General features: G+C 51.2%; 22 protein-coding genes. 11 read left to right on the top strand and 11 right to left on the bottom strand.

The annotated features are described in order from the left end of the window. Positions 1 to 90: 90 nt before the first annotated feature. Together rlmI and hspQ are read left to right on the top strand one after the other, a co-directional pair. The gene (gene rlmI, locus OGX97_RS11390) at positions 91 to 1,281 is read left to right on the top strand and encodes a 23S rRNA (cytosine(1962)-C(5))-methyltransferase RlmI (RefSeq protein WP_008784294.1); all 1,191 of its coding nucleotides are present in this window, start codon (positions 91 to 93) and stop codon (positions 1,279 to 1,281) included. A gap of 57 nt (positions 1,282 to 1,338) precedes the next feature. Continuing rightward, a complete protein-coding gene (hspQ, locus tag OGX97_RS11385; protein WP_003035905.1) occupies positions 1,339 to 1,656 on the top strand; it encodes a heat shock protein HspQ in 318 nt (105 codons plus the stop codon). Between the two features lie 67 nt (positions 1,657 to 1,723). On the opposite strand, the gene OGX97_RS11380 is transcribed toward hspQ, so the two are convergent. Beyond that, on the bottom strand, positions 1,724 to 2,137 hold the full coding sequence (locus OGX97_RS11380; RefSeq protein WP_032942909.1) for a CoA-binding protein: 414 nt from the start codon (positions 2,135 to 2,137) through the stop codon (positions 1,724 to 1,726). A 172-nt stretch (positions 2,138 to 2,309) separates the two neighbouring features. On the opposite strand from OGX97_RS11380, the gene csgI reads away from it, so the two are divergent. Both csgI and mgsA read left to right on the top strand, forming a co-directional pair. Then, the gene (gene csgI, locus OGX97_RS11375) at positions 2,310 to 2,972 is read left to right on the top strand and encodes a curli synthesis inhibitor (RefSeq protein ID WP_016149882.1); all 663 of its coding nucleotides are present in this window, start codon (positions 2,310 to 2,312) and stop codon (positions 2,970 to 2,972) included. 93 nt (positions 2,973 to 3,065) lie between these two features. After that, entirely contained in the window at positions 3,066 to 3,524 is a 459-nt protein-coding gene (mgsA, locus tag OGX97_RS11370; RefSeq protein WP_003035897.1) for a methylglyoxal synthase, read from the top strand. A gap of 32 nt (positions 3,525 to 3,556) precedes the next feature. Here mgsA and helD read toward each other — a convergent pair whose 3' ends face one another. Beyond that, entirely contained in the window at positions 3,557 to 5,611 is a 2,055-nt protein-coding gene (gene helD / locus OGX97_RS11365; RefSeq protein WP_218659399.1) for a DNA helicase IV, read from the bottom strand. Positions 5,612 to 5,736: 125 nt separating this feature from the next. Between helD and OGX97_RS11360 the strand changes: the two genes are divergently transcribed. Both OGX97_RS11360 and yccS read left to right on the top strand, forming a co-directional pair. Further along, positions 5,737 to 6,183, top strand: coding sequence for a YccF domain-containing protein (locus OGX97_RS11360; protein ID WP_003831998.1), 447 nt, complete (start codon positions 5,737 to 5,739; stop codon positions 6,181 to 6,183). Between the two features lie 18 nt (positions 6,184 to 6,201). Beyond that, positions 6,202 to 8,355 carry a YccS family putative transporter gene (gene yccS / locus OGX97_RS11355; RefSeq protein WP_279850510.1) on the top strand — a complete coding sequence of 718 codons (2,154 nt, stop codon included), beginning with the start codon at positions 6,202 to 6,204 and terminating at the stop codon, positions 8,353 to 8,355. Here yccS and OGX97_RS11350 read toward each other — a convergent pair. After that, positions 8,333 to 8,947: a TfoX/Sxy family DNA transformation protein gene (locus tag OGX97_RS11350; RefSeq protein ID WP_003831996.1), complete on the bottom strand. Its 615-nt coding sequence runs from the start codon at positions 8,945 to 8,947 to the stop codon at positions 8,333 to 8,335. The genes yccS and OGX97_RS11350 overlap by 23 nt on opposite strands. Positions 8,948 to 9,164: 217 nt before the next feature. Here OGX97_RS11350 and sulA point away from each other — a divergent pair, with 217 nt between their 5' ends. Continuing rightward, positions 9,165 to 9,674 carry an SOS-induced cell division inhibitor SulA gene (sulA, locus tag OGX97_RS11345; RefSeq protein WP_008784287.1) on the top strand — a complete coding sequence of 170 codons (510 nt, stop codon included), beginning with the start codon at positions 9,165 to 9,167 and terminating at the stop codon, positions 9,672 to 9,674. 357 nt (positions 9,675 to 10,031) lie between these two features. Beyond that, positions 10,032 to 11,078 (top strand): porin OmpA, encoded by a 1,047-nt coding sequence (gene ompA / locus OGX97_RS11340; protein WP_020996510.1) that lies wholly within the window; start codon positions 10,032 to 10,034, stop codon positions 11,076 to 11,078. Between the two features lie 88 nt (positions 11,079 to 11,166). On the opposite strand, the gene matP is transcribed toward ompA, so the two are convergent. Continuing rightward, positions 11,167 to 11,619: a macrodomain Ter protein MatP gene (matP, locus tag OGX97_RS11335; protein ID WP_032942905.1), complete on the bottom strand. Its 453-nt coding sequence runs from the start codon at positions 11,617 to 11,619 to the stop codon at positions 11,167 to 11,169. Positions 11,620 to 11,804: 185 nt separating this feature from the next. Here matP and OGX97_RS11330 point away from each other — a divergent pair, with 185 nt between their 5' ends. Together OGX97_RS11330 and fabA are read left to right on the top strand one after the other, a co-directional pair. Further along, a complete protein-coding gene (locus tag OGX97_RS11330; protein WP_032942904.1) occupies positions 11,805 to 13,565 on the top strand; it encodes an AAA family ATPase in 1,761 nt (586 codons plus the stop codon). 68 nt (positions 13,566 to 13,633) lie between these two features. Continuing rightward, the gene (gene fabA / locus OGX97_RS11325) at positions 13,634 to 14,152 is read left to right on the top strand and encodes a bifunctional 3-hydroxydecanoyl-ACP dehydratase/trans-2-decenoyl-ACP isomerase (RefSeq protein WP_003035875.1); all 519 of its coding nucleotides are present in this window, start codon (positions 13,634 to 13,636) and stop codon (positions 14,150 to 14,152) included. Between the two features lie 107 nt (positions 14,153 to 14,259). Here fabA and rmf read toward each other — a convergent pair whose 3' ends face one another. The 6 genes from rmf to rlmKL form a co-directional block, all read right to left on the bottom strand. Further along, positions 14,260 to 14,427, bottom strand: a complete 168-nt coding sequence (rmf, locus tag OGX97_RS11320; protein ID WP_003035871.1) for a ribosome modulation factor — start codon at positions 14,425 to 14,427, stop codon at positions 14,260 to 14,262. A 256-nt stretch (positions 14,428 to 14,683) separates the two neighbouring features. Further along, on the bottom strand, positions 14,684 to 15,247 hold the full coding sequence (pqiC, locus tag OGX97_RS11315) for a membrane integrity-associated transporter subunit PqiC (RefSeq protein WP_057067102.1): 564 nt from the start codon (positions 15,245 to 15,247) through the stop codon (positions 14,684 to 14,686). Next, positions 15,244 to 16,884, bottom strand: coding sequence for an intermembrane transport protein PqiB (gene pqiB, locus OGX97_RS11310; protein ID WP_020996511.1), 1,641 nt, complete (start codon positions 16,882 to 16,884; stop codon positions 15,244 to 15,246). Before pqiB ends, pqiC begins: the two co-directional genes overlap by 4 nt. A gap of 4 nt (positions 16,885 to 16,888) precedes the next feature. After that, positions 16,889 to 18,142: a membrane integrity-associated transporter subunit PqiA gene (gene pqiA / locus OGX97_RS11305; RefSeq protein ID WP_032942902.1), complete on the bottom strand. Its 1,254-nt coding sequence runs from the start codon at positions 18,140 to 18,142 to the stop codon at positions 16,889 to 16,891. Positions 18,143 to 18,157: 15 nt separating this feature from the next. After that, the gene (locus tag OGX97_RS11300; protein ID WP_008784281.1) at positions 18,158 to 20,065 is read right to left on the bottom strand and encodes an ABC transporter ATP-binding protein; all 1,908 of its coding nucleotides are present in this window, start codon (positions 20,063 to 20,065) and stop codon (positions 18,158 to 18,160) included. A gap of 12 nt (positions 20,066 to 20,077) precedes the next feature. After that, the gene (gene rlmKL / locus OGX97_RS11295) at positions 20,078 to 22,186 is read right to left on the bottom strand and encodes a bifunctional 23S rRNA (guanine(2069)-N(7))-methyltransferase RlmK/23S rRNA (guanine(2445)-N(2))-methyltransferase RlmL (RefSeq protein WP_003831977.1); all 2,109 of its coding nucleotides are present in this window, start codon (positions 22,184 to 22,186) and stop codon (positions 20,078 to 20,080) included. A gap of 98 nt (positions 22,187 to 22,284) precedes the next feature. Here rlmKL and OGX97_RS11290 point away from each other — a divergent pair, with 98 nt between their 5' ends. Beyond that, positions 22,285 to 23,391, top strand: a complete 1,107-nt coding sequence (locus OGX97_RS11290; protein ID WP_149607841.1) for a YcbX family protein — start codon at positions 22,285 to 22,287, stop codon at positions 23,389 to 23,391. Here the strand turns inward: OGX97_RS11290 and zapC are convergent. Continuing rightward, complete coding sequence (gene zapC, locus OGX97_RS11285; RefSeq protein WP_279850509.1) at positions 23,388 to 23,930, bottom strand: cell division protein ZapC; 543 nt, start codon at positions 23,928 to 23,930, stop codon at positions 23,388 to 23,390. The genes OGX97_RS11290 and zapC overlap by 4 nt on opposite strands. Positions 23,931 to 24,010 lie beyond the last annotated feature (80 nt).

The following is a 24,010-nucleotide window of genomic DNA, read 5'->3' as shown; positions in this document are numbered from 1 at the left end:
GTTCTCCTTATCATCACAGCGCGCGTTGCAAATATGCGTAAAACTCAGGACAATGGCGCCCATTTCTTTGAATTGACAGAATAGTAAATTATGAGTGTACGTTTAGTGTTAGCCAAAGGGCGCGAAAAATCATTACTGCGCCGCCATCCGTGGGTATTTTCCGGTGCTGTCGCACGTATGGAAGGTAAAGCCAACCTCGGTGAAACCATCGATATTGTTGACCATCAGGGTAAATGGTTAGCACGCGGCGCGTACTCACCCGCGTCGCAGATCCGTGCACGCGTCTGGACATTCGACAAGTCTGAGTCCATCGATATTGATTTCTTCACCCGTCGTCTACAACAAGCGCAAACATGGCGTGACTGGCTGGCGAAAAAAGACGGTCTGGACAGTTACCGTCTGATCGCCGGAGAATCCGATGGCCTGCCGGGCATCACCATTGACCGCTTCGGCAACTTCCTGGTGTTGCAGTTGCTCAGTGCGGGGGCTGAATACCAACGCGCCGCGCTGATTAGCGCTCTGCAAATTGTTTTCCCGGACTGCGCCATTTATGACCGTAGCGATGTGGCCGTACGTAAAAAAGAAGGTATGGAGCTGACTCAAGGGCCAGTAACGGGTGAGCTTCCGCCAGCCCTGCTGCCGATTGAAGAGCACGGAATGAAGCTGCTGGTTGATATTCAGCATGGTCACAAAACCGGCTATTACCTCGATCAACGCGACAGCCGCCTGGCCACGCGTCGTTATGTGGAAAATCAGCGTGTACTGAACTGTTTCTCTTATACCGGCGGCTTTGCGGTCTCAGCATTAATGGGCGGATGCCGTCAGGTCGTCAGCGTTGACACCTCTCAGGAAGCGCTCGATATTGCCCGCCAGAACGTGGAACTGAACAAGCTGGATCTGAGCAAAGCTGAGTTCGTGCGTGATGATGTGTTCAAACTTCTGCGTGCTTATCGCGATCGTGGTGAGAAATTCGACGTCATCGTGATGGATCCGCCGAAATTTGTCGAAAACAAAAGCCAGTTGATGGGTGCCTGCCGCGGCTATAAGGACATCAATATGCTGGCTATTCAGTTGCTCAATCCTGGCGGTGTGCTGCTGACTTTCTCCTGCTCTGGGCTAATGACCACCGATTTATTTCAGAAAATCATCGCTGATGCCGCAATAGATGCTGGTCGTGATGTACAATTTATAGAGCAGTTCCGTCAGGCCGCCGATCACCCGGTGATCGCTACCTACCCGGAAGGGCTGTATCTGAAAGGGTTTGCCTGTCGCATCATGTAACTTGAAAAGTGGAATATTACCCTTACATAAAGGGTATCTATTTCCCGGGAGGTGACTATGATTGCCAGCAAATTCGGTATCGGCCAGCAGGTCCGCCATTCCCTGTTAGGTTACCTCGGAGTGGTCGTGGATATCGACCCGGAATATTCGCTTGATCAACCGTCAGCCGATGAGTTGGCGGTTAACGACGAACTTCGCGCCGCTCCCTGGTATCACGTGGTGATGGAAGACGATAATGGTCTGCCAGTGCATACGTATCTGGCCGAAGCACAACTGAGTAGTGAGCTACAGGAAGAACATCCGGAGCAACCGTCGATGGATGAACTGGCGCGAACAATTCGAAAACAGCTTCAGGCCCCGCGCCTGCGCAATTGATGCTAACACAGGCCCGATGGCGATTCGCTAATCGGGCCTGTGCGTTTTGTTCGGCTACAGATCAGCCTTACTTCGCCAGTCCCAGCCGCGGGATCTCAATCGCCGGGCAGCGATCCATCACCACCGTCATCCCTGCATCGCGAGCCAGCACGGCTGCCTGCTCGTTAATCACGCCGAGCTGCATCCATAGCGTCTTCGCGCCGATGGCAATTGCCTCCTGAGCAACACCCCACGCCGCTTCAGAATTACGGAAGACATCTACCATATCCACTTTCTCTGGTACATCTGCCAGCGTCGCATAACCCTGCTGCCCCAGCAGCGTTTTTCCGGCAACCTTCGGTGAAACAGGAATAACGTGATAGCCCTGATCGAGTAAATATTTCATCACCCGATAGCTTGGACGATCGGGTTTATCGCTTGCCCCCACCAGCGCAATCGTACGGGTCGTTGTCAAAATGCCAGCAATATCGGTCTCTTTCATCGTTTTCCTCCAGGCTGTTTAGCAAAGTGTACGACAAACCTGACTTTGCAACCATTCATCCCATACTGGCGCATGAGAGCTAAACTCAAAAATATGTCTATATGTTAGTAAACATGATTATCGAAAAATTTAGATACATCTTATAGAGATATTTTCTGGACAGGAGAAACCTATGAAAGCCGGCATTGTGACAGCCTTGATTGCCCTATGTTTGCCGGTAACCGTTTTTGCTACCTCTTTACGTCTGTCTAATGATATTGACCTTCTGGTACTGGACGGAAAAAAAGTCTCCAGCTCATTACTGCGTGGTGCCGACAGTATTGAGCTGGAAAATGGTCGGCACCAGCTCGTGTTTCGCGTAGAAAAAACCATTCGCCTGTCCAGCCACGAAGAACGTCTGTATATTTCGCCTCCGTTGGTCATCAGCTTTGATACCCAACTCGTCAGTCAGGTTAATTTCCACCTCCCACGTCTGAGCAACGAGCGGGATGCAACGCATTTTGATGATGCCCCGCGCGTAGAACTGCTGGATGGGGACTCCATGCCTATACCGGTTAAGCTGGATATTCTGTCAATCACGTCCACCGCAAAAATCGTAGATTATGAAATGGAAACAGAGCGCTATAACAAAGCGGCTAAGCATGCGTCTTTACCGCAATTTGCCACAATGATGGCCGATGACAGTTCGCTGCTTTCCGGGGTGTCAGAACTGGATCGCGTGCCGCCTCAGTCGCAAACACTGACCGAGCAGCGCTTAAAATATTGGTTTCAACAGGCTGACGCACAAACGCGAAGTAACTTCTTACAATGGGCGGAGAAACAACCCCCATCGTGACATTTATGTTCGTATACGCATTTTTTTTGTCTTTCTCTTGCAGCGTCAAGTGCTTCCAGTACTCTGTAACAAGGTTAACTTGGGAGCTGTACTATGGAATTAACGACTCGCACATTGCCAGCGCAGAAACATATTGCGTTGGTCGCACACGATCACTGCAAAAAGATGTTGATGAGCTGGGTTGAACGCCACCAGCCATTACTGGAAAAACACGTTCTGTATGCAACAGGAACAACAGGAAACTTAATTCAACGCGCGACAGGAATGGACGTCAACGCCATGCTGAGCGGCCCGATGGGGGGGGACCAGCAGGTGGGTGCGCTGATTTCAGAAGGGAAAATTGATGTGCTGATTTTCTTCTGGGATCCGCTCAACGCCGTTCCCCACGATCCTGATGTCAAAGCCCTGCTACGCCTGGCCACGGTCTGGAACATTCCAGTCGCCACCAACGTGTCAACGGCTGATTTTATTATCCAGTCGCCAAACTTCAACGACGCAACAGATATCTTGATCCCGGATTACGCCCGTTATCTGGCAGAACGCCTCAAATAAACGCTAAGCAGGCGGTAATTGCCGCCTGCTTTTCAGGGTTTCCTGGTCACCGGAACGTCTAATTGCTTAAGCTCATCAACAAAGCATGATGGCGCGTCTTTGCTAAACAGTAGCCATACCCGATGCCGCGCACGCGTTAGCGCCACATACAGCAACCGTCTCTCTTCCGCATCAGGAAAATCTTCAACAGCCGGGAGTAACGCCTCTTCCATAATCGACTCGCGAGCCGGAGCCGGGAAACCGTCATTCCCTTCATGAAGCCCCATAACAATGACATAATCCGCCTGCTGCCCTTTGCTGGCATGAATAGTCATAAAATCCAGCTGCAGCTTGGGCCAGCGGGTGGCCGCTTTGTCCAGGCTGGCAGGTTTGAGATGATGGTATCGCGCCAGCACCAGAATTCTCTCTTCGGCTTTTACAAAACCCGACAGCTTATCCAGCAACAGATCTAACTGGCTTTCGTCGAGCAACGTGACGGCTTTTTTATCACCGGTCGTCAGACTGTTCAGCGGTTTTGTGAGCTGGTGTGGGTTTTGCTGGATAAACTGGTTTGCGACTTCGCCGATACGGCTATTAAAACGGTAAGTCATATCCAGATTACAGCGATCGCCCTCACCAAAATTTTGCTGAAATGCGGTTGTCAGAGAAAGCTGTGCTCCGCTGAACCGGTAAATGGCCTGCCAGTCATCACCCACGGCAAACAGCGTAGTCTGCGAGTTTTGCTTACGCAAGGCGGCTAACAGGGCGGCGCGCTGAGGAGAAATATCCTGAAATTCATCGACCAGAATATGTTTCCACGGACTGATAAACCGCCCCTTCTCCAGAATGACAATAGCCTGATGGATCAACCCGGAGAAATCGACGGCATTCTCATCCTTCAGGGCACTCTTCCAGGCCTTGAGCAGCGGCGCCATTAGCTTTATGCGTTTACTGAACAGATCACGGATCTCCTCCGGAGCATTAGCAATCATCTCCGCCTGTGCTCCGCCATGCATTCGCATCAAACTAACCCAGCGATCCAACCGGGAGGCCAGACGGCGCTGTAATTTTTCGTCATCCCAGAAATTACCTTCGGGTACAGACCACTGCATTTCTTCTTCTAACCATTGTCGCCAGCCTTTAGCCTGAGCCTTTTTCTCACTGCACTGCTGACGCCAGGTTGTTATAAAGAGTTTGTTGCGCGCGATAGCATCATTTTCAAGCTTGCTTACCGTTGGGACTTTTTTGCTGCCTTGCGAAATAATGTGCAACGCGAGTGAATGGAACGTCCGTGCGGTGACCTCATCCGTATGCAGACGCTCACGGATGCGGTCATCCATCTCCTGGGCGGCTTTGCGTCCAAACGCCAGCAACAGGATCTGTTCTGGTGCGGCTTCTCCTCGTGCAAGCAACCAACCAGCCCGGGCAACCAACACAGATGTTTTACCGCTTCCAGCACCTGCAAGTACCAACAATGATTGCTCACCGTTCACCACCGCGCGCGCCTGAGCAGGGTTCAACGGCGAAGATTCAATATGCTGGAAAAACTCGGCATACTCTTCCAGCATTGCATCGGTGTACGCCTGATTGTGCTGTAAGCGACAGGCTTCAATGTCTTTCAACCATGCCTGGCATTGACGTAACGCCTCCCGGCAATTTTCAAATTTCTCCAGCCGATTAACCGGGAGCGGTAACGCGGCAAAGGCACGGCGAATCTGCTGCTGCAGCCCTGACGTTTGTTCGCGCGTCAGCCATTTACTTTCACTAGTACGCGCCTCTATCGCATCCAACTGCTGCTGTAAAACCCCCGCAGCAACGTCACTCATTTCCTGGCTCCACTGTTGCCAGAGCGCATTCAAATGATGATGGAAGCGCTGGGTTTCCGCCCACTCTGTACCGTGAAGACGAACCACCTTCTCATCCGGGAGTACAAACTCCAGCTCGCCCCATACCAGGCCGCGTTTGCAATGAATAGCCAGTAACTGATTGAAGGGAATAAGATACTCGTGACGATCGCCGGAAACTTTAATCCCGGCATTGAGAATAACGGCCCGATCGTAAGGGTGTTGTGCCAGACGTTTTCCAAGAGAAGTTGCTTTCAGTTCCATAAGACTCAAGCGGATCCACACGAAGAGGTTTGCTTATCAGTGTAACCGCCAGAGAAAACGTGCTCCAGCCCAAAAAAACGTTACAATTGCCGAATTCACAGAAAACCAGAGTTAACCGAGGGTTTATGCGTACTGTTCTGAATATTTTAAATTTTGTGCTTGGGGGGTTCGCCACCACCCTGGCCTGGTTGCTGGCAACGCTGGTCAGTGTCGTGCTTATTTTTACTTTACCCTTGACCCGTTCATGCTGGGAGATAACCCGACTTTCGCTGTTTCCCTATGGTAACGAAGCGATTCATGTCGATGAACTGAATCCGGCCGGTAAAAGCGTCCTGTTAAATACCGGCGGCACCGTGCTCAATATTTTCTGGCTGATTTTCTTCGGCTGGTGGTTGTGCCTGATGCACATTATCTCTGGTATTGCTCAGTGCATTACGATTATTGGTATTCCGGTTGGCATTGCAAACTTTAAAATCGCTGCCATTGCGCTCTGGCCGGTGGGTCGCCGGGTGGTTTCAGTAGAAGTTGCCCGTGCAGCGCGTGAAGCCAATGCACGTCGTCGTTTTGAATAATCAGGACCGATGGCCTTTATGTTAAGTCCTCTGCTCAAACGCTATACCTGGAACAGCACATGGCTGTACTACGTGCGGATTTTTATCGCGCTATGCGGCACAACGGCGCTACCCTGGTGGCTGGATGACGTCAAGCTGACTATCCCACTCACGCTGGGTATGGTCGCTGCCGCACTTACCGATCTGGACGATCGTCTCGCGGGCCGATTGCGCAATTTAATCATCACACTGGTGTGCTTTTTTATTGCCTCAGCCTCCGTTGAACTGCTCTTCCCATGGCCCTGGCTGTTTGCTATTGGTTTAACGCTTTCCACCAGCGGCTTTATTCTGCTGGGGGGATTAGGCCAGCGCTATGCAACTATTGCTTTTGGCGCATTGCTGATTGCCATTTACACGATGCTGGGCACCTCGCTTTACGACCAGTGGTATCAACAACCCATCCTGCTGCTCGCTGGCGCTATCTGGTATAACCTGCTGACGCTCACCGGACATCTTCTGTTCCCCATCCGCCCCTTACAGGACAATCTGGCACGCAGCTACGAACAGTTAGCGCACTACCTGGAACTGAAATCGCGTCTTTTTGACCCCGACATAGAAGATGAAAGCCAGGCACCGTTGTATGATTTAGCTCTCGCGAATGGCCAACTGATGGCAACGCTGAATCAGACTAAAGTGTCGCTGCTGACCCGCCTGCGCGGTGACCGTGGACAACGGGGAACACGTCGCACGCTACATTACTATTTTGTGGCGCAGGATATTCATGAACGCGCAAGCTCTTCACATATTCAGTATCAAACGCTACGCGATCATTTCCGTCACAGCGATGTGATGTTCCGTTTCCAGCGGTTGATGTCGATGCAAGGGCAAGCCTGTTCACAATTATCTCGCTGTATTTTATTGCGCACACCTTACCAGCACGATCCGCACTTTGAGCGCGCCTTCACCCATATAGATGCCGCACTTGAGCGCATGCGTGCCAGTGGTGAACCTGCCGACCTGCTCAATACGCTGGGTTTTTTACTGTCAAACCTACGGGCAATCGACGCGCAGCTTGCTACCATAGAGTCTGAACAGGCTCAGGTACTCTCGCGCAATGAGTCTGAAAATCAGCTTGCCGATGACAGTCCCCATGGATTCAGTGATATCTGGTTACGTCTGAGCCGTAATTTCACCCCTGAGTCTGCTCTGTTTCGCCATGCCGTTCGCATGTCGTTAGTGCTCTGTGTTGGTTACGCCATTATCCAGATAACCGGCATGAATCACGGATACTGGATCTTGCTGACCAGCCTGTTTGTCTGTCAGCCAAACTACAACGCCACCCGACATCGCCTGGCGCTCAGGATTATCGGCACGTTGGTTGGGATTGCCATTGGTTTACCGATCCTGTGGTTTGTGCCCTCTCTCGAAGGGCAACTGATACTCCTGGTGATCACTGGTGTACTGTTTTTTGCCTTTCGCAACGTCCAGTATGCACACGCCACCATGTTTATCACGCTGCTGGTGTTACTGTGCTTTAACCTGCTCGGCGAAGGCTTTGAGGTTGCACTGCCGCGTGTCATCGATACGCTAATTGGCTGTGCTATCGCCTGGGCTGCTGTCAGTTTCATCTGGCCAGACTGGCGTTTTCGTAACCTACCACGGGTAATTGAACGGGCGACTGACGCTAACTGCCGCTACCTTGATGCTATTCTCGAGCAATATCATCAGGGTCGTGATAATCGTCTGCCCTACCGTATCGCTCGCCGTGATGCGCATAATCGTGATGCTGAACTCGCCTCCGTGGTATCAAACATGTCGAGCGAGCCGGATGTCACGGCCCAAACCCGCGAAACGGCGTTCCGTTTACTGTGTCTCAACCATACGTTTACCAGCTATATTTCTGCGCTGGGCGCACATCGCGAACAGCTGACCAATCCAGACGTTTTGGCATTGCTGGATGACGCTGTTTGCTATGTTGATGATGCCCTTCACCATCAACCCGCTGACGAGCAGCGTGTATATCAGGCGTTAGAAGGGCTGAAGCAGCGAATTCAGCACCTGGAACCACGCCCGGACAGTAAAGAGCCGCTGGTCGTTCAGCAAGTTGGGCTATTGATCGCCCTGCTCCCAGAGATCCGGCGATTACAGCAGCAAATTGACGTGCTGCCGTCTAATACCCCGGCTCCGGCGTAAGAGAACTTACCCACTCAACCAGCTCCTGGCGACGCGTCGCCGGGAGCGCGGCTTCATGTATCCCCCCTACCGCGCCTTCAAGGGCATAGAGTACTTTTACCGTCAGAGCCGGGTTATTTTGCCGAAGTTTCAGCCAGCACATTTGTGCTCCCAACGATCGCATGGTCCCCTCATCTTTAATTCCAGCTTCATTCAACAGAGTCTCCAGATGAAACGTCATATTCGGCAATTCCCGCAGACGATGCTGGGCAAAGCGACTCTGTTTTTCCTTAACCGCTGCATCCAACGAATATCGCGATAGCGACACCAACTGCTGCTGGTTTTGCCACAGGGCATCGTTCACCTGGTAATAATTAAGTACAAGAGGACGTCCGCGCTTAATAAATGTCAGCCAGACAGGAGAATTTTGTACACAATACTGGGCGCTCTGCTCACAGGCGCGAAGATACAGCTCACCATTAGCGACCATGGCAAAGACCGTATCGCCAACCGTCAGACTGTAGCCACCAAACAGTGAGCGATAGTGAATTGTCCCCAGAGAAGCCAGATATTCCTGCGATTTATAGATCCTTGCATAAGAAAGCTCTTTCATAAAAATCCTTTTTAAATCATAACGTAAGCAAATGATTTTCAGTAGCGGATCCGTTAATGACGAAAATAGGCAACTTATGCGTATGGGGCAAGATGAATTTTATTTTTCCCGTGACGACGACTAAAAATTGCGAACCTGTTTCCGAAAATAAGGTTGATCTTTGTTGATTGCAGGGTTACTGTATATCCATACAGTAACTCACAGGGCTGGATTGATTATGTACACTTCAGGCTATGCAAATCGTTCATCGTCGTTCTCTTCCACATCAAGCAACATTGCGCGCGTTTCATCAGAGAACGCAACCGCTGGGCTTATCAGTGAAGTTGTCTATCGCGAGGACCAGCCCATGATGACACAACTGCTGCTGCTTCCCCTGCTGCAACAGTTAGGGCAACAATCACGCTGGCAGCTGTGGCTGACGCCTCAGCAAAAATTAAGTCGGGAGTGGGTGCAGTCAGCTGGACTTCCATTGACGAAAGTCATGCAAATTAGTCAGCTATCCCCCTGCAATACGCTGGAATCGATGATTCGTGCGCTACGCACGGGTAATTACAGTGTTGTCATTGGCTGGCTGGCGGAAGAATTAACGGAAGATGAACATGCCGAACTGGTCAAAGCGGCTGATGAAGGTAATGCGATGGGTTTTATCATGCGTCCGGTTCGCGCCCAGACACTTGCGGGCAGACAGCATTCCGGGCTAAAAATTCACTCGAATTTGTATCATTGAGTAAAATTAGGATTTATCCTGGAATTTTTTTTCATCTCTCAATTTGTCTTTGAGCTGTAATGTGTTTTTCGTCTGAACGCTTGTCTGAAGCGGTTTTCAGGATATCCTCAGTACATTTATTCAGCTATAAATGTTAAATATTGTGTATACAAGCCTTTTTTTTTCATATGCCTGACGGACTTCACACTTGTAAGTTTTCAACTACGTTGTAGACTTTACATCGCCAGGGGTGCTCGGCGTAAGCCGCAGATATCGGTAGAGTAACTATTGAACTGGTCCCCGGGTGAAGGATTTAACCGTGTTATCTCTCTTCGGAGATATTCATGGCGAATTTTGGATGATAACGAGGCGCAAAAAATGAAAAAGACAGCTATCGCAATTGCAGTGGCACTGGCTGGTTTCGCTACCGTGGCGCAGGCCGCTCCGAAAGATAACACCTGGTATACTGGTGCTAAACTGGGCTGGTCTCAGTTCCATGATATTGGCAACAACCGTATCGACAACAACGGTCCGACCCACGAAAGCCAACTGGGTGCCGGTGCGTTCGGTGGTTATCAGGTTAACCCGTACGTTGGTTTCGAAATGGGTTACGACTGGTTAGGCCGTATGCCATACAAAGGCAGCGAGCAGAATGGCGCTTTCAAAGCTCAGGGCGTTCAACTGACCGCTAAACTGGGTTACCCAATCACTGACGATCTGGACGTTTATACCCGTCTGGGTGGTATGGTTTGGCGTGCAGACGCTAAAAACAACGATGGCTTCAAAGACCACGACACTGGTGTATCCCCAGTATTCGCTGGTGGCGTAGAGTATGCAATTACTCCTGAAATCGCTACCCGTCTGGAATACCAGTGGACCAACAACATCGGTGACGCGAACACCGTTGGCGGTCGTCCGGATAACGGCCTGTTGAGCGTTGGTGTTTCTTACCGTTTCGGTCAGCAGGAAGAAGCAGCTCCAGTAGTTGTTGCTCCGGCTCCGGCTCCAGAAGTACAGACCAAGCACTTCACTCTGAAGTCTGACGTTCTGTTCAACTTCAACAAAGCAACTCTGAAACCAGAAGGCCAGCAGGCTCTGGACCAGATGTACAGCCAGCTGAGCAACCTGGATCCGAAAGACGGTTCCGTAGTGGTTCTGGGCTTCACTGACCGCATCGGTTCTGACGCTTACAACCAGGGTCTGTCCGAGAAACGTGCTCAGTCCGTTGTTGATTACCTGATCTCTAAAGGTATTCCTTCTGACAAAATCTCTGCACGTGGTATGGGTGAATCCAACCCAGTTACTGGCAACACCTGTGACAACGTGAAAGCTCGCGCTGCACTGATCGACTGCCTGGCTCCGGATCGTCGTGTTGAGATCGAAGTTAAAGGCATCAAAGACGTTGTAACTCAGCCTCAGGCTTAAGTTATCGTCTTATAAAAAACCCCGCATAGCGGGGTTTTTTTTCATCTGTTTTCATCCAAAGTAAGCCACGCATTCAACCAGCCGACCGCTACTCTTTCCCCAGCAACGCCTGTAAATCCTGTTTCAATGTCGACATTTTGTTCGCGTACTTCTCTTTATGCTCTGCGTCTTCAATCAGCTGCACAATAGTTTCAGAAAGCGTTTTTCCGCGCCGCTGCGCAAGACCTGCCAGACGCTGCCAGACCATAAATTCCAGATCGATGGATTTCTTCCGGGTATGCTGATGCTCAGCATTAAAGTGCCGCTTGCGCCTGGCACGTATGGTTTGTTTCATACGATTAAGCAGCGCAGGATTCATGTGTTCTTCAATCCAGCTATTGACCCGAACCGGTTCATTTTCGAGGGTTAGCAATAAATCAACGGCTTCTTTGGCAGCGCTGGCCTCGACGTAACGGGTGATTAATTCCCCCTCACGATGCTTCTTCACCAGATACTTCCATTTCCAGCCGCTTTCAAGGTTTTCAAGTTGTTGATATTTCATTGCGATCTCAATGTTACCGTGTAACTCTTATCAGAATATCAGCTTTTTCGGCATCTGAAGAAAAGAATATCCAGCCTGTGAACTGTCGCGCGTCATCACAACCGTTTCGCGGTGCTTTCCAGGTGTTTAGTGGTGAGGGTTACGGTATAATCTCGTTTTTTACAACAGACTAAAAAACATCAACTTTGACCATTACGAAACTTGCATGGCGTGATCTGGTTCCTGATACCGACAGTTATCAGGAAGTATTTGCACAGCCGCACGTCACTGACGACACCGACACCTTACTTAGTGATACTCAGCCACGTTTACAATTCGCGCTAGAGCAGCTTCTTCAGCACTGGACAACATCCTCGTTCATGTTGGTAAAAGCACCGGAAGAGCTTGAGTATCTCAACCTTATTGCAAAGGCTGCACGTCCCTTGCACACGGATGCAGGAAGCCTGACTGGCGGTCATTACGACATCTCCGGTCACACTATTCGTTATCGTACAGCTGAGAAAACGGAAGACAATTTTGCGACGTTAACGCAGGTGGTCAGCGCTGACTGGGCCGAAGCCGAACAACTGTTCGGCTGTCTACGTCAGTTCAATGGTGAAATCACGCTACAGCCAGGTCTGGTACATCAGGCCAATGGAGGTGTGCTGGTTATCTCATTGCGCACGCTGTTGGCCCAACCGCTGTTATGGATGCGCCTGAAAGCCATTGTCAGCCACGAGCGTTTTGATTGGGTGGCTTTTGATGAGTCTCGCCCGCTGCCTGTCTCCGTTCCGCCTATGCCGCTTAAACTGAAAGTGATTTTGGTGGGTGAGCGTGAATCGCTGGCGGATTTCCAGGACATGGAACCAGAATTGGCTGAGCAGGCCATTTACAGCGAGTTTGAAGATAATCTGCAGATTGTGGATGCCGAAACCATGACGCAGTGGTGTCAATGGGTCACGCATACTGCCATGCGCAATAATTTGCCTTACCCCGCTCCCGATGCCTGGCAGGTTCTGATCCGTGAAGCCGTTCGCTATACCGGTGAACAGGATACATTGCCGCTTAACCCGCTGTGGATCACCCGACAGTTCAAAGAGGTGGCACCGTTATGCGAGGGCGAAACCTGCAACGCTGAGCAGTTCAGCCTGATGCTGGCTCAGCGCGAATGGCGTGAGGGATTCCTGGCTGAACGCATGCAGGATGAAATTCTGCAAGAGCAAATCCTTATCGAGACAGAAGGCGAGCGTATTGGCCAGATCAACGCCTTGTCGGTGATTGAGTTTCCAGGCCACCCACGCGCATTTGGCGAGCCTTCTCGTATCAGTTGCGTCGTGCATATTGGCGACGGCGAGTTTACGGATATTGAGCGCAAAGCCGAGCTTGGCGGAAATATTCATGCCAAGGGTATGATGATTATGCAGGCGTTCCTGATGTCGGAACTCCAGCTGGAGCAACAGATCCCCTTCTCTGCCTCGCTGACCTTTGAGCAATCTTACAGTGAGGTGGACGGTGACAGCGCGTCCATGGCAGAACTGTGCGCATTGATTAGCGCCCTCGCCGACGTACCTGTTAATCAAAGTATCGCTATTACCGGTTCTGTCGATCAGTTTGGTCGGGCGCAACCTGTCGGTGGTCTGAATGAGAAAATTGAAGGTTTCTTCGCCATCTGCCAGCAGCGCGAGCTGACAGGCACACAGGGCGTTATCATTCCTTCGGCTAACGTCAGACACCTCAGCCTGCAGCCTGCGCTGCTACAGGCCATAGAAGAAGAAAAATTCACTATCTGGGCGGTGGACGACGTGACTGATGCGCTGCCACTGTTGTTAAATCTGGTGTGGGATGGCGAAGGCCAGACAACGCTGATGCAAACCATTCAGGAGCGTATTGCCACGGCAACGCAACAGGAAGGTCGTCACCGTTTTCCATGGCCGCTACGTTGGCTGAACTGGATTATTCCGAACTGATCGGACTTGTTCAGCGTACACGTGTTAGCTATCCTGCGTGCTTCAATAAAATAAGGCTTACAGAGAACATGGTAGATAAACGCGAATCCTATACGAAAGAAGACCTTCTTGCCTCTGGTCGCGGTGAGCTGTTTGGCGCTAAAGGGCCACAACTGCCAGCACCAAGCATGCTGATGATGGACCGTGTCATCAAGATGACCGAAACCGGTGGCAACTTTGACAAAGGTTATGTTGAAGCTGAACTGGATATCAACCCGGACCTGTGGTTCTTCGGTTGTCACTTTATCGGCGATCCGGTGATGCCGGGCTGCCTGGGTCTCGACGCCATGTGGCAACTGGTTGGATTCTATCTCGGCTGGCTGGGCGGCGAAGGTAAAGGCCGTGCGCTGGGCGTAGGCGAAGTTAAATTCACCGGCCAGGTTCTGCCGACCGCGAAGAAAGTCACTTACCGTATTCACTTCAAACGCATCGTTAACCGTCGCCTGATCATGGGCCTGGCAGATGGTGAAGTGCTGGTTGATGGTCGTCTGATCTACACTGCAAACGATCTGAAAGTGGGTCTGTTCCAGGACACTTCCGCGTTCTAATCCAGAACTGCGAAGCAGCCAGACATTAACGTTTCCCCGTTTTATCTGGTGTGCAAAAAGGCGAAACCTCCGCTCTGCGGAGGTTTCTTTTATCTAAAGAGACAGAATCAGGCCATTAAAACCCTATCCCCCATGGCTTCTCGCCAGCCTCCCAGCCAGTATGACCTCTGATTCAGCGTCTGATAGGGACACATTTCTTTTGAGCGTCCGGCAATGCCGGCCTGATATCCACGTTGATGTGCCCGTTCCAGGCGATCTCGTTTTTGTCTCTTCATGCCTCGTTTCCCTCATTTTTGGGTCTGGTGGAAAAGAAAACAGTGATTACTAAGTGTGCAATCACACTAAACGAATACCCCTAAACATCAGGCTCGTCAATGCGCAAAATTCACGCCAGTGTCATATTTGTGAGCTAGCCTCTAAATCATTTGTACAAAAATAGTCAGTCAGAACAGCTATCTTCACGGCTAAAAAAATAAAAAAAACCGCCCCGGGCAATGAACCAGGGGCGGCATAATTTACAATTATTTAAGCTTAAGGGATGCGTTTCAGCTCTTGAGCAATAGCCGTCGCTTCCTGACTCCAGGTATTGGCTAGAACCTTCACCATCTCATCGTAGCCGTCTTTCGTCTGTACAGCTTCGACGTGGAACGGGCGTTTGATCAGTTGTCCCTGATGATTCAGCAACCATTCACCGCTCACAATAACCTTACCATCGTACCGACCGTGGAAGCCAGTTACGGTCACGTTCAGCGTATCCTGAGTGCTTCCCAGCGGTTGTGAAGCGACAACCCAGCCAGGCAACTGCATACTGAGGTTCGCAACCAGTGTATTGCGCAATTGCTGATCTAATGGGCTGGCCCAGAGATTATTATTGGCTATCACATATTGCACATCGCTGGTCTGGTAAACCACCCCATTACCGGCCAGATAATCAGGTACCGCAATCTGTTCAACCCACAGCAGACGGTTTCCCTGATTGGCGGAGCTCTGCACACCGCCTTGTGCGATAGGGAGCTGGTAATAGCTTTTATTTTCTCCGCTGGAGCTACATGACGTCAGCCAGACCGCCATCATCACCACTAGCCATTTTTTCATTGTTTCGCCCTCTTCGGCTCTGGATCTTTTTTGTCCTTCGCTTCAAATACCAGCGCATTACTCTTATCGTTCAACGTTTTCAGTACCGGTTGCAGTTCACGCAGTACCTGATCAAGACGCTGCATATCCGCCACCATCTTGTTGTAGGCCGCGGAACCAGGCTGGAAGCCCTGCATACTACGATTCAGTTCACGTAGCGTGTTCTGCATATCCGCCGGCAGATCCTGCATCGACTGGCTGGACGTGATCTTGTTCATGTTATCCAGCGTGGTTTGCAGATGTTTCATTGTGCGCTGGCTTTCCGACAGCGTATTGGTTGCCTGCTCAATCATCGGGTTCAGCGGCAGATTGTTAATCTTATCCAACGCTTCCATCAGACGCTGTTGGATCTGCGCCAGACCACCGCTCACGGTCGGAATAATTTGATAACCATTGAATTCGCGTACACCGGTAATCGGCGGCTCTTTCGGGTAGAAGTCGAGATCGACATACAGCGCGCCGGTCACCAGGTTCCCGGTTTTGAGCGATCCTCGTAATCCGCGTTTAAGCAGTTGCTCCAAATGAGCGCCAACATCGGTATCTTCTCCCAGCTGTGCCTTCAGACGTTCTGGTTCAATACGCACCAGCACCGGAATACGGTAATCATTGTTAAATACCTGACGCATATTCGGTGAGAAGAAAGGTACTTTACTCACCGTACCCAAGCGGATGCCACGGAATTCCAGCGGTGCACCAGGCTGTAGGCCACGAATCGAATCTTTAAAGAACATCAGGTAATCAATATGATCGGTATACAGGGAATCCTGAATACTTTTTTGATCGTCATAGAGGTTAAATGAGGCCTGCTGCTCAACCGGTTGACCTTGTTCCAGTCCTTCGGGCACATCAAAACTTACACCACCGCCAAACAGCGTGGAGAGCGATCCCATTTCTACGCGCATACCTGCTGAGGTAAGATCTACGGCGATCCCGCTGTCTTTCCAGAAACGTACATTGCTGGTCACCAGACGATCGTTAGGCGCATTGATGAAAAGCTGATAGCTGATCGTACGCTTTTGCGCATCAAACGTGCTGGTTTCAACCGAGCCCACACGATAGCCGCGGAAAAGCACCGGATCGCCTGGGCTCAACTGACCGGCTTTTTTACTGTCCAGAATCACACGGATCCCTTTTGCATCTGGCGGAGCCAGCGGCGGTGAATCCAGCAGTTGGTAATTTTCCAGCTTACTGCCTTTATTGCCGGGCTGCAGTTCAATATAAGCCCCGGACAATAACGTGCCGAGCCCACTGATACCTTCACGTCCAACCTGCGGCTTCACCACCCAAAAGACAGAATCTTTATGCAGCAGCTTTTCCATTCCGGAGTTAAGACGCGCTTTAATCTCCACATGGGTCAAATCATCAGTCAGGGTTGCGCTCTCGACGATACCGACATCCACGCTGCGGCTCTTAATCGTCGTTTTGCCCCCTTCAATACCTTCGGCATTGGTGGTAATCAGCGTGACCTGTGGCCCCTGATGACTGTAGTGATAAAACAGTACCCACGCGCCAATGAGTGCAGTGACGATAGGGAATATCCACACGGGCGACCAGTTTTTTACCTTTTGCACTTTGGCTTCCCCACTTTTAGATTCCATGCTGTCAGGACTCCTCATGGCCTGGTTCTGGTTCACGGTCCCACGACAGACGCGGATCAAATGTCATCGCAGAAAACATTGTCATAATGACGACTAAAGCAAACATCAAAGCACCCATTGCAGGATAAATGTTCATTAACCCTCCCATGCGTACCAGCGCAGAGAGTACCGCAATCACAAAGACGTCGATCATTGACCAGCGACCGACAAATTCCACAACTTCATAAATCAGGTGCATACGTTCGCTGTCGCGTTTGCCGTGCCCTTTGGCATCCCAACATAGCCAGGCAATGGCGATCATTTTCAACGTCGGCACCATAATACTGGCGATAAAAATAACCGCAGCCACCGGATAAGAGCCTTCGCTCCAGATTAAAACCACCCCCTCAAGTATCGTTGATGGCAGCTTTGACCCGAGCAGATCGGTAATCATAATCGGCAAAATATTGGCAGGAAGATAAAGCATGATCGACGTGAACAGTAATGCCAACGTCCATTGCAGACTGTTTTTACGCCGCACATAGCCTTTCGTCTGGCAGCGCGGACACACCCGTTCATCAGCGGGAAGAATCGCGGTGCAGCAAGAGCAGGAACGCAGTCCCTGTCGAATGCCGGGCACGCCTGGTTTTAACTCCTGCTTAATCACTGGCATTGGCGCAATATCATCCCACAGCCAGCGACGGTCAACGCACTGGAATGCGCGCAGTTGCAAAACGCAAAAGAAGCACCACGGAATAAAGCTGCTGCCCACGCCAATATCGCCGTAAGCCATAAGCTTAACAAAGCTGACCAGCACGCCAGCGAGGAAGATTTCCGCCATCCCCCAGCTTTTTAACTGGAACAGGACGCGTGCAAGACCCGCCTTAAGTCTGGCGGGCATCTGCACCCGATTCACCAGCAGCAAGATAGTCAGCAGGCAAAACGCGGGGACCAACTGCACGAATAATAAAAAGAAGGTGCCGAGACTGGCGTAGTCTTCAGAAAAGAGAACGCTGGGGATCTCCAGCAACGTCACTTCGCTGCTCACCCCTGCGACGTTCATATTCACAAAGGGGAAGAGGTTTGACAGAAGCAGCATGAATAATGCTGCTAATACATAGGCGGTAGGACGCTGCCGCGGCGCGTCCCACTCAACCGTTAACGTAGTGCCACATCGTGGACATGCCGCTTTTTGACCATGCTCAAGGCGAGGTAACGCCACCAGCATGTCACACTGCGAGCACAAAATATGCTTCGCGGCATGGTGATGTTCGCACATATGTGCTCCTTTAAATTATGCGCCGTTCTTCAAAGACTCAAGATACTCCCAGCGCTCAAAGGCTTGCTCAAGTTCTTGTTCCGCTTCGTTCAGATTAGCTAATACCTGCTGTGTTTGCTCATGTGGCTGACTGAAAAAAGCGGCGTCAGCAACCTGCGCTTGTAGCCTTTCCAGTTTAGCTTCCAGTTCTTCAAGCTGAGCGGGGAGCTGCTCCAGTTCGCGCTGCAGTTTATAGCTTAGTTTGCTCGTGCCACGTTTGACAATTTCTGCTTTAGGAGCAACAGCTTCCTCTGTTTTTTTCGCGACCGGTTGTTTAAACGCCACATACTGAGATTGCTGGCTGCGCGCGTCATGATAACCACCGACATAACGACCAATTTTACCGCCGCCTTCGAAGATCCAGCATTCAGTTACAGTATTATCCACAAACTGACGGTCGTGGCTTACCAGCAGTACAGTCCCCTGATAGCTATCAATTAGTTCTTCAAGCAGTTCCAGCGTTTCGACGTCAAGATCGTTCGTTGGTTCATCGAGAATCAAAAGATTGCTGGGTTTCAGAAAAAGACGCGCCAACAGCAGGCGATTTCGTTCCCCACCAGAGAGCGCTCGCACTGGCGTCATCGCGCGTTTCGGATGGAACAGGAAGTCCTGCAGATAACCCAGCACATGGCGAGGTTTACCGTTAACCATCACCTCTTGCTTACCTTCAGCCAGGTTGTCCATCACGGTTTTATCTGGATCCAGTTCGGCGCGGTGCTGATCGAAATAGGCCACTTCCAGCTTGGTGCCGACGTGAATGCGTCCACTGTCAGCCTGAAGCTGGCCTAACATCAGCTTCAGCAGCGTTGTTTTGCCGCAGCCGTTCGGTCCGATTAGCGCAATTTTGTCGCTACGTTGTACCTGTGCGGAGAAATCTTTTACCAGCTGCTTTCCATCAACCTGGTAATCCACGTTCTCCATTTCGAAAACAATCTTGCCTGAACGGCTCGCCTCTTCGACCTGCATCTTCGCCGTGCCCATCACTTCGCGGCGTTCGCCACGCTCGCGACGCATGGCTTTCAGTGCGCGCACGCGGCCTTCATTACGGGTACGACGCGCTTTGATCCCCTGACGGATCCAGACCTCTTCCTGCGCCAGCTTGCGGTCAAACTCTGCATTTTGTAACTCTTCTACGCGCAGCGCTTCTTCTTTTTCCAGCAGATACTGATCGTAATTCCCCGGATAAGTCACCAGCTTGCCACGATCGAGGTCGACGATACGCGTCGCCATATTGCGTATAAATGAACGGTCGTGGGAAATGAAGATGATTGTCCCATTGAAAGATTTCAGGAACCCTTCCAGCCAGTCGATAGTTTCAATATCCAGGTGGTTCGTTGGCTCATCCAGCAGCAATACACGCGGATTGCTCACTAACGCGCGGCCCAGCGCCGCTTTACGCAGCCAACCGCCAGAAAGCGAAGAAAGTGCGGCGTTTGGATCCAGCCCCAACTGCTCCAGCACTTCATTAATACGGCTTTCGAGCTGCCACAGATTGTGATGATCGAGCATTTCCTGAACCCGCGCCATCTCATTCAGATTTCTGTCGCTCGGATCAGTCATCACCAGACGCGAAATATCGTGATAACGCTTCAGATACTCGGCCTGCTCTTCGATACCCTCGGCAACGAAATCATACACGCTGCCTTCAACATTACGCGGCGGATCCTGTTGCAGACGCGCCACAACCAGATCCTGCTCATAAATGATACGCCCGTCGTCAAGCCCCTGCTCACGGTTCAGGATCTTCATCAGCGTCGATTTACCTGCGCCGTTACGGCCAACCAGACAGACGCGTTCGTTATCTTCGATATGCAGTTCTGCATTATCAAGAAGCGGCGCATCGCTGAACGACAGCCATGCACCATGCATACTGATCAATGACATTTATTTATCCTTTCAGGCTGCGGTAATCAGCCAGCAATTGTGGATCTGACGGTTACGGGCAAAATCCTGGGAAAGCGTTTTTTGGGTAATTTCTTGTGCTTTCAATCCCAGTTCAGCCAAACCGTCGAGATCCATACGGAACCCACGTTTGTTGTTGGAGAACATGATCGTGCCGTCTTTACGCAGCAGACGTTTCAGATCTTTCATCAGCGCCAGATGATCGCGCTGCACATCAAACGAATCTTCCATACGTTTTGAGTTAGAGAACGTCGGCGGATCGATGAAAATCAGATCAAACTGTTCATTCGCATCGCGCAGCCAGCCCAGGCAATCAGCCTGAATTAAACGGTGAGCGCGACCGCTCAATCCGTTCAGGCGCAGGTTACGTTCCGCCCATTCCAGATAGGTACGCGACATATCGACCGTCGTGGTGCTACGCGCACCGCCCAATCCTGCATGTACGCTGGCGCTACCGGTGTAGGAAAACAGGTTGAGGAAGTCCTTACCTTTACTCATCTGCCCCAACATACGGCGCGCAATACGGTGATCGAGGAATAAACCCGTATCAAGGTAGTCAGTCAGGTTAACCCACAGGCGCGCGTTGTACTCGCTTACCTCAATGAATTCACCCTTCTCATTCATCTTCTGATACTGATTCTTGCCTTTCTGACGCTCACGGGTTTTCAGCACCAGTTTGTTTGGCGCGATTTCCAGTACTGACAGCGTGGCGGCAATGATGTCGAACAGGCGTTGACGTGCTTTTTGCGCATCAACCGTCTTCGGCGGTGCGTATTCCTGAACCACGACCCAATCACCGTAACGATCTACTGCAACGTTGTATTCCGGCAGGTCAGCGTCATACAGGCGATAGCATTCAATGCCTTCCTGACGCGCCCATTTTTCCAGCTTCTTAATATTCTTGCGCAGGCGGTTGGCATAATCTTCCGCTACCGTGGCAGGCTTGCTGTCCGCAGTGGTCTCTGCAACGTGATAATTCTTCTGCACACAATCCAGTGGACCGTTTTTCGCTTTGAACTGCTTGTCGGCACGTAATTGCAGGCTGCTGAGCAGATCCGGCGAGGCGCTGAACAGCGACAAATTCCAGCCGCCAAACTGGTTTTTCATCGTACGGCCCAGCAGGCTGTGCAGGGCAATCAGCGCCGGTTCGCTATCCAGACGTTCGCCGTAAGGCGGGTTACTGATAACTGTCCCATACGGTCCTTTCGGCAGCGGATTGCTCAGTTTGGCGACATCTTTCACGTCAAACGTCATCAGATCGGCGATACCGGCGCGGCGAGCATTACTACGCGCTTTTTCAATCACGCGCGCATCGCTATCGGATCCATAAAAATGCGAGGTATAGTCAGCCAGTCCCTTACGCGCACGCACCTGCGCTTCGGCTTTAACTTCTTGCCAGACAGCTTCGTCGTGTTGCGCCCAACCGCTGAAGCCCCAGTATCCACGGTGCAGACCCGGCGCGCGATCGGTCGCCCACATTGCCGCTTCAATCAGCAGCGTGCCGGAACCACACATCGGATCGAGTAACGGGGTTCCCGGCTGCCAGCCAGAACGCATAACAATTGCCGCGGCCAGCGTCTCTTTAATCGGTGCCTGACCCGCGCGATCGCGATAGCCACGCTGATGCAAACCGTCACCGCTCAGATCGAGCGCAATGCTGGCAGTATCTTTGTTCAACCAGACGTTGATGCGCAGATCCGGAGATTCACGATCCACATTCGGACGCGGCATATTTTTGCGGGTAAAGGCATCGACAATCGCATCCTTGACCTTCAGCGCGCCGTACTGGCTGTTACGAATGGTCTCGTTCAGTCCGCTAAAATGGACGGCAAACGTAGCACCAGGGTTAAATATCTCTGTCCAGTCGATTGCCTGAACGCCGAGGTACAGATCAAGATCGCTGTAGACCTTGCACTCTCCCATCGGCAGGATAATGCGCGAGGCCAGGCGGCTCCACATCAGGCTCTGGTAAACAAGCCGTGTGTCGCCCTTAAAATGGACCCCACCCTGAACGACCTGACACTCCAGCGCGCCGAGGTTTTCCAGTTCAGTTTTTAACAGCTCTTCCAGCCCGCGGGCCGTACTGGCAAACAGAGAATTCATAATGTCACTTTTACTCCGAGAAAATTGCTGCGCATTATAGCTAATATGGGCTGTATGTCATAAAGTTGAAGGCTTATTTTCATTCGAGGGGCTGTACAGTGGTCACGTTAACCCGACTTTTTATTCATCCGGTTAAATCAATGCGCGGCATTGGGCTTACGCATGCCCTGGCAGATATTAGCGGTCTCGCCTTTGATCGCATATTTATGATCACTGAACCTGACGGAACGTTCATAACTGCCCGCCAGTTCCCACAAATGGTCCGTTTTACGCCTTCCCCATTCCACGATGGGCTGCATCTTACAGCGCCAGATGGCAGCAGCGCCCTCGTGCGATTTGCCGACTTCGCTCTCCAGGATGCACCAACAGAAGTATGGGGAAATCATTTTACCGCGCGTATTGCACCAGCGGCTATCAACCAGTGGCTTAGCGGCTTTTTCTCCCGTGGCGTGCAGTTACGCTGGGTCGGCCCGCAGCTGACGCGCCGTGTAAAACGCCATGTTGATGTTCCTTTATCCTTCGCTGATGGTTATCCCTATCTGCTGGCCAACGAAGCATCCCTGCGCGATCTGCAACAGCGCTGTCCGGCAAGCGTCAAAATGGAACAGTTTCGCCCCAATATAGTGGTTTCGGGAGCTGGTGCCTGGGAAGAAGATACCTGGAAAGTGATTCGTATTGGCGACGTCATTTTTGATGTAGCAAAACCCTGTAGCCGCTGTATTTTCACGACAGTTAGCCCGGAAAAAGGCCAGAAACATCCATCCGGTGAACCGCTTGCCACATTGCAAACCTTCCGTACTGCGATAGATAACGGCGATGTCGATTTCGGTCAGAATCTTATCGCGCGTAACAGTGGCGTTATTCGCGTCGGCGATGAGGTAGAAATTTTGGCAACCGGCCCCGCCAGAGCGTACGGCGCGGCTGAATCAGACGAAACTACACCCGAACAACAACCTGATGCCACGGTGCTTATTGACTGGCAGGGACAGACCTTTCGCGGAAATAATCAACAGGTATTGCTTGAGCAGTTGGAAAACCAGGGTATCCGGGTTCCCTATTCATGCCGGGCAGGCATTTGCGGATGCTGTCGAATTCGACTGGTAGAAGGCGAAGTTAGCCCGTTGAAGAAATCAGCGATGGGGGACGACGGAACGATTCTGTGCTGTAGCTGTGTTCCCAAAACGGCAATCAGGCTGGAGAGCTAAACCGCCTGCTCAAGGCTGAAACTGTCAACAACGGCCTGCGGTTTCAGTCTGTCATTCATTATTTTAATCGCATCGCCAAGCTGCATCGTACGCCCGGCGATAACCACGCCAGGTTGCGCAAGCAGGCAAAGCGCGGCGTTTTCACCCGGCTCAACCACTAGCAGGTTTACCTGTTCATCGGTATCGCTTAAATCAACACAGGCTGCGTCACCCACGACCGGCGACCAGTTAATACCGTGTGCGACAAAGTGCCAGCTTTTTGGCATTTGCGGTTTGAGATAACGAATCGCCACCAGCGCATTAAGCACCAGTTCCGCTTTTTGTTCTTTGGCTAAATCCAGGTAGCGACATTTTTCTTCAAAGGAAAAATAAAGCGCGGCGTCATCAACACAAAAACCTGACGGAGAAAATGCATCAGGAGTGAGCATTTTACGAGCAAAACGCGAACGGAATAACATGCCATTGGCTAAATCGAGCATCATACGATCGTGCTCTTCATCATAATACCAGCACCAGTTATCGTCGGGTTTAATTCGCATCAGTTTCTCTCCTTTCCTTAATCATCACCGTTACGACAGTATCCTTTTGCCGCTTCGTTTATTGCCCTAATAATAAAAGC

This window comes from Citrobacter sp. Cpo061 (assembly GCF_030332845.1).
In the GTDB taxonomy this organism is placed as follows: Bacteria; Pseudomonadota; Gammaproteobacteria; order Enterobacterales; family Enterobacteriaceae; genus Citrobacter; species Citrobacter portucalensis.
Note: the sequence above shows the minus strand (reverse complement) of the source record. Positions and strands in the feature narration are given on the sequence as shown.

Excerpts from the sequence above, each read along its gene's own strand:
- rlmI (WP_008784294.1), top strand. The coding sequence starts at position 91 with ATGAGTGTACGTTTAGTGTTAGCCAAAGGGCGCGAAAAATCATTACTG.
- hspQ (WP_003035905.1), top strand. The coding sequence starts at position 1,339 with ATGATTGCCAGCAAATTCGGTATCGGCCAGCAGGTCCGCCATTCCCTG.
- OGX97_RS11380 (WP_032942909.1), bottom strand. The coding sequence starts at position 2,137 with ATGAAAGAGACCGATATTGCTGGCATTTTGACAACGACCCGTACGATT.
- csgI (WP_016149882.1), top strand. The coding sequence starts at position 2,310 with ATGAAAGCCGGCATTGTGACAGCCTTGATTGCCCTATGTTTGCCGGTA.
- mgsA (WP_003035897.1), top strand. The coding sequence starts at position 3,066 with ATGGAATTAACGACTCGCACATTGCCAGCGCAGAAACATATTGCGTTG.
- helD (WP_218659399.1), bottom strand. The coding sequence starts at position 5,611 with ATGGAACTGAAAGCAACTTCTCTTGGAAAACGTCTGGCACAACACCCT.
- OGX97_RS11360 (WP_003831998.1), top strand. The coding sequence starts at position 5,737 with ATGCGTACTGTTCTGAATATTTTAAATTTTGTGCTTGGGGGGTTCGCC.
- yccS (WP_279850510.1), top strand. The coding sequence starts at position 6,202 with ATGTTAAGTCCTCTGCTCAAACGCTATACCTGGAACAGCACATGGCTG.
- OGX97_RS11350 (WP_003831996.1), bottom strand. The coding sequence starts at position 8,947 with ATGAAAGAGCTTTCTTATGCAAGGATCTATAAATCGCAGGAATATCTG.
- sulA (WP_008784287.1), top strand. The coding sequence starts at position 9,165 with ATGTACACTTCAGGCTATGCAAATCGTTCATCGTCGTTCTCTTCCACA.
- ompA (WP_020996510.1), top strand. The coding sequence starts at position 10,032 with ATGAAAAAGACAGCTATCGCAATTGCAGTGGCACTGGCTGGTTTCGCT.
- matP (WP_032942905.1), bottom strand. The coding sequence starts at position 11,619 with ATGAAATATCAACAACTTGAAAACCTTGAAAGCGGCTGGAAATGGAAG.
- fabA (WP_003035875.1), top strand. The coding sequence starts at position 13,634 with ATGGTAGATAAACGCGAATCCTATACGAAAGAAGACCTTCTTGCCTCT.
- rmf (WP_003035871.1), bottom strand. The coding sequence starts at position 14,427 with ATGAAGAGACAAAAACGAGATCGCCTGGAACGGGCACATCAACGTGGA.
- pqiC (WP_057067102.1), bottom strand. The coding sequence starts at position 15,247 with ATGAAAAAATGGCTAGTGGTGATGATGGCGGTCTGGCTGACGTCATGT.
- pqiB (WP_020996511.1), bottom strand. The coding sequence starts at position 16,884 with ATGGAATCTAAAAGTGGGGAAGCCAAAGTGCAAAAGGTAAAAAACTGG.
- pqiA (WP_032942902.1), bottom strand. The coding sequence starts at position 18,142 with ATGTGCGAACATCACCATGCCGCGAAGCATATTTTGTGCTCGCAGTGT.
- OGX97_RS11300 (WP_008784281.1), bottom strand. The coding sequence starts at position 20,065 with ATGTCATTGATCAGTATGCATGGTGCATGGCTGTCGTTCAGCGATGCG.
- rlmKL (WP_003831977.1), bottom strand. The coding sequence starts at position 22,186 with ATGAATTCTCTGTTTGCCAGTACGGCCCGCGGGCTGGAAGAGCTGTTA.
- zapC (WP_279850509.1), bottom strand. The coding sequence starts at position 23,930 with ATGCGAATTAAACCCGACGATAACTGGTGCTGGTATTATGATGAAGAG.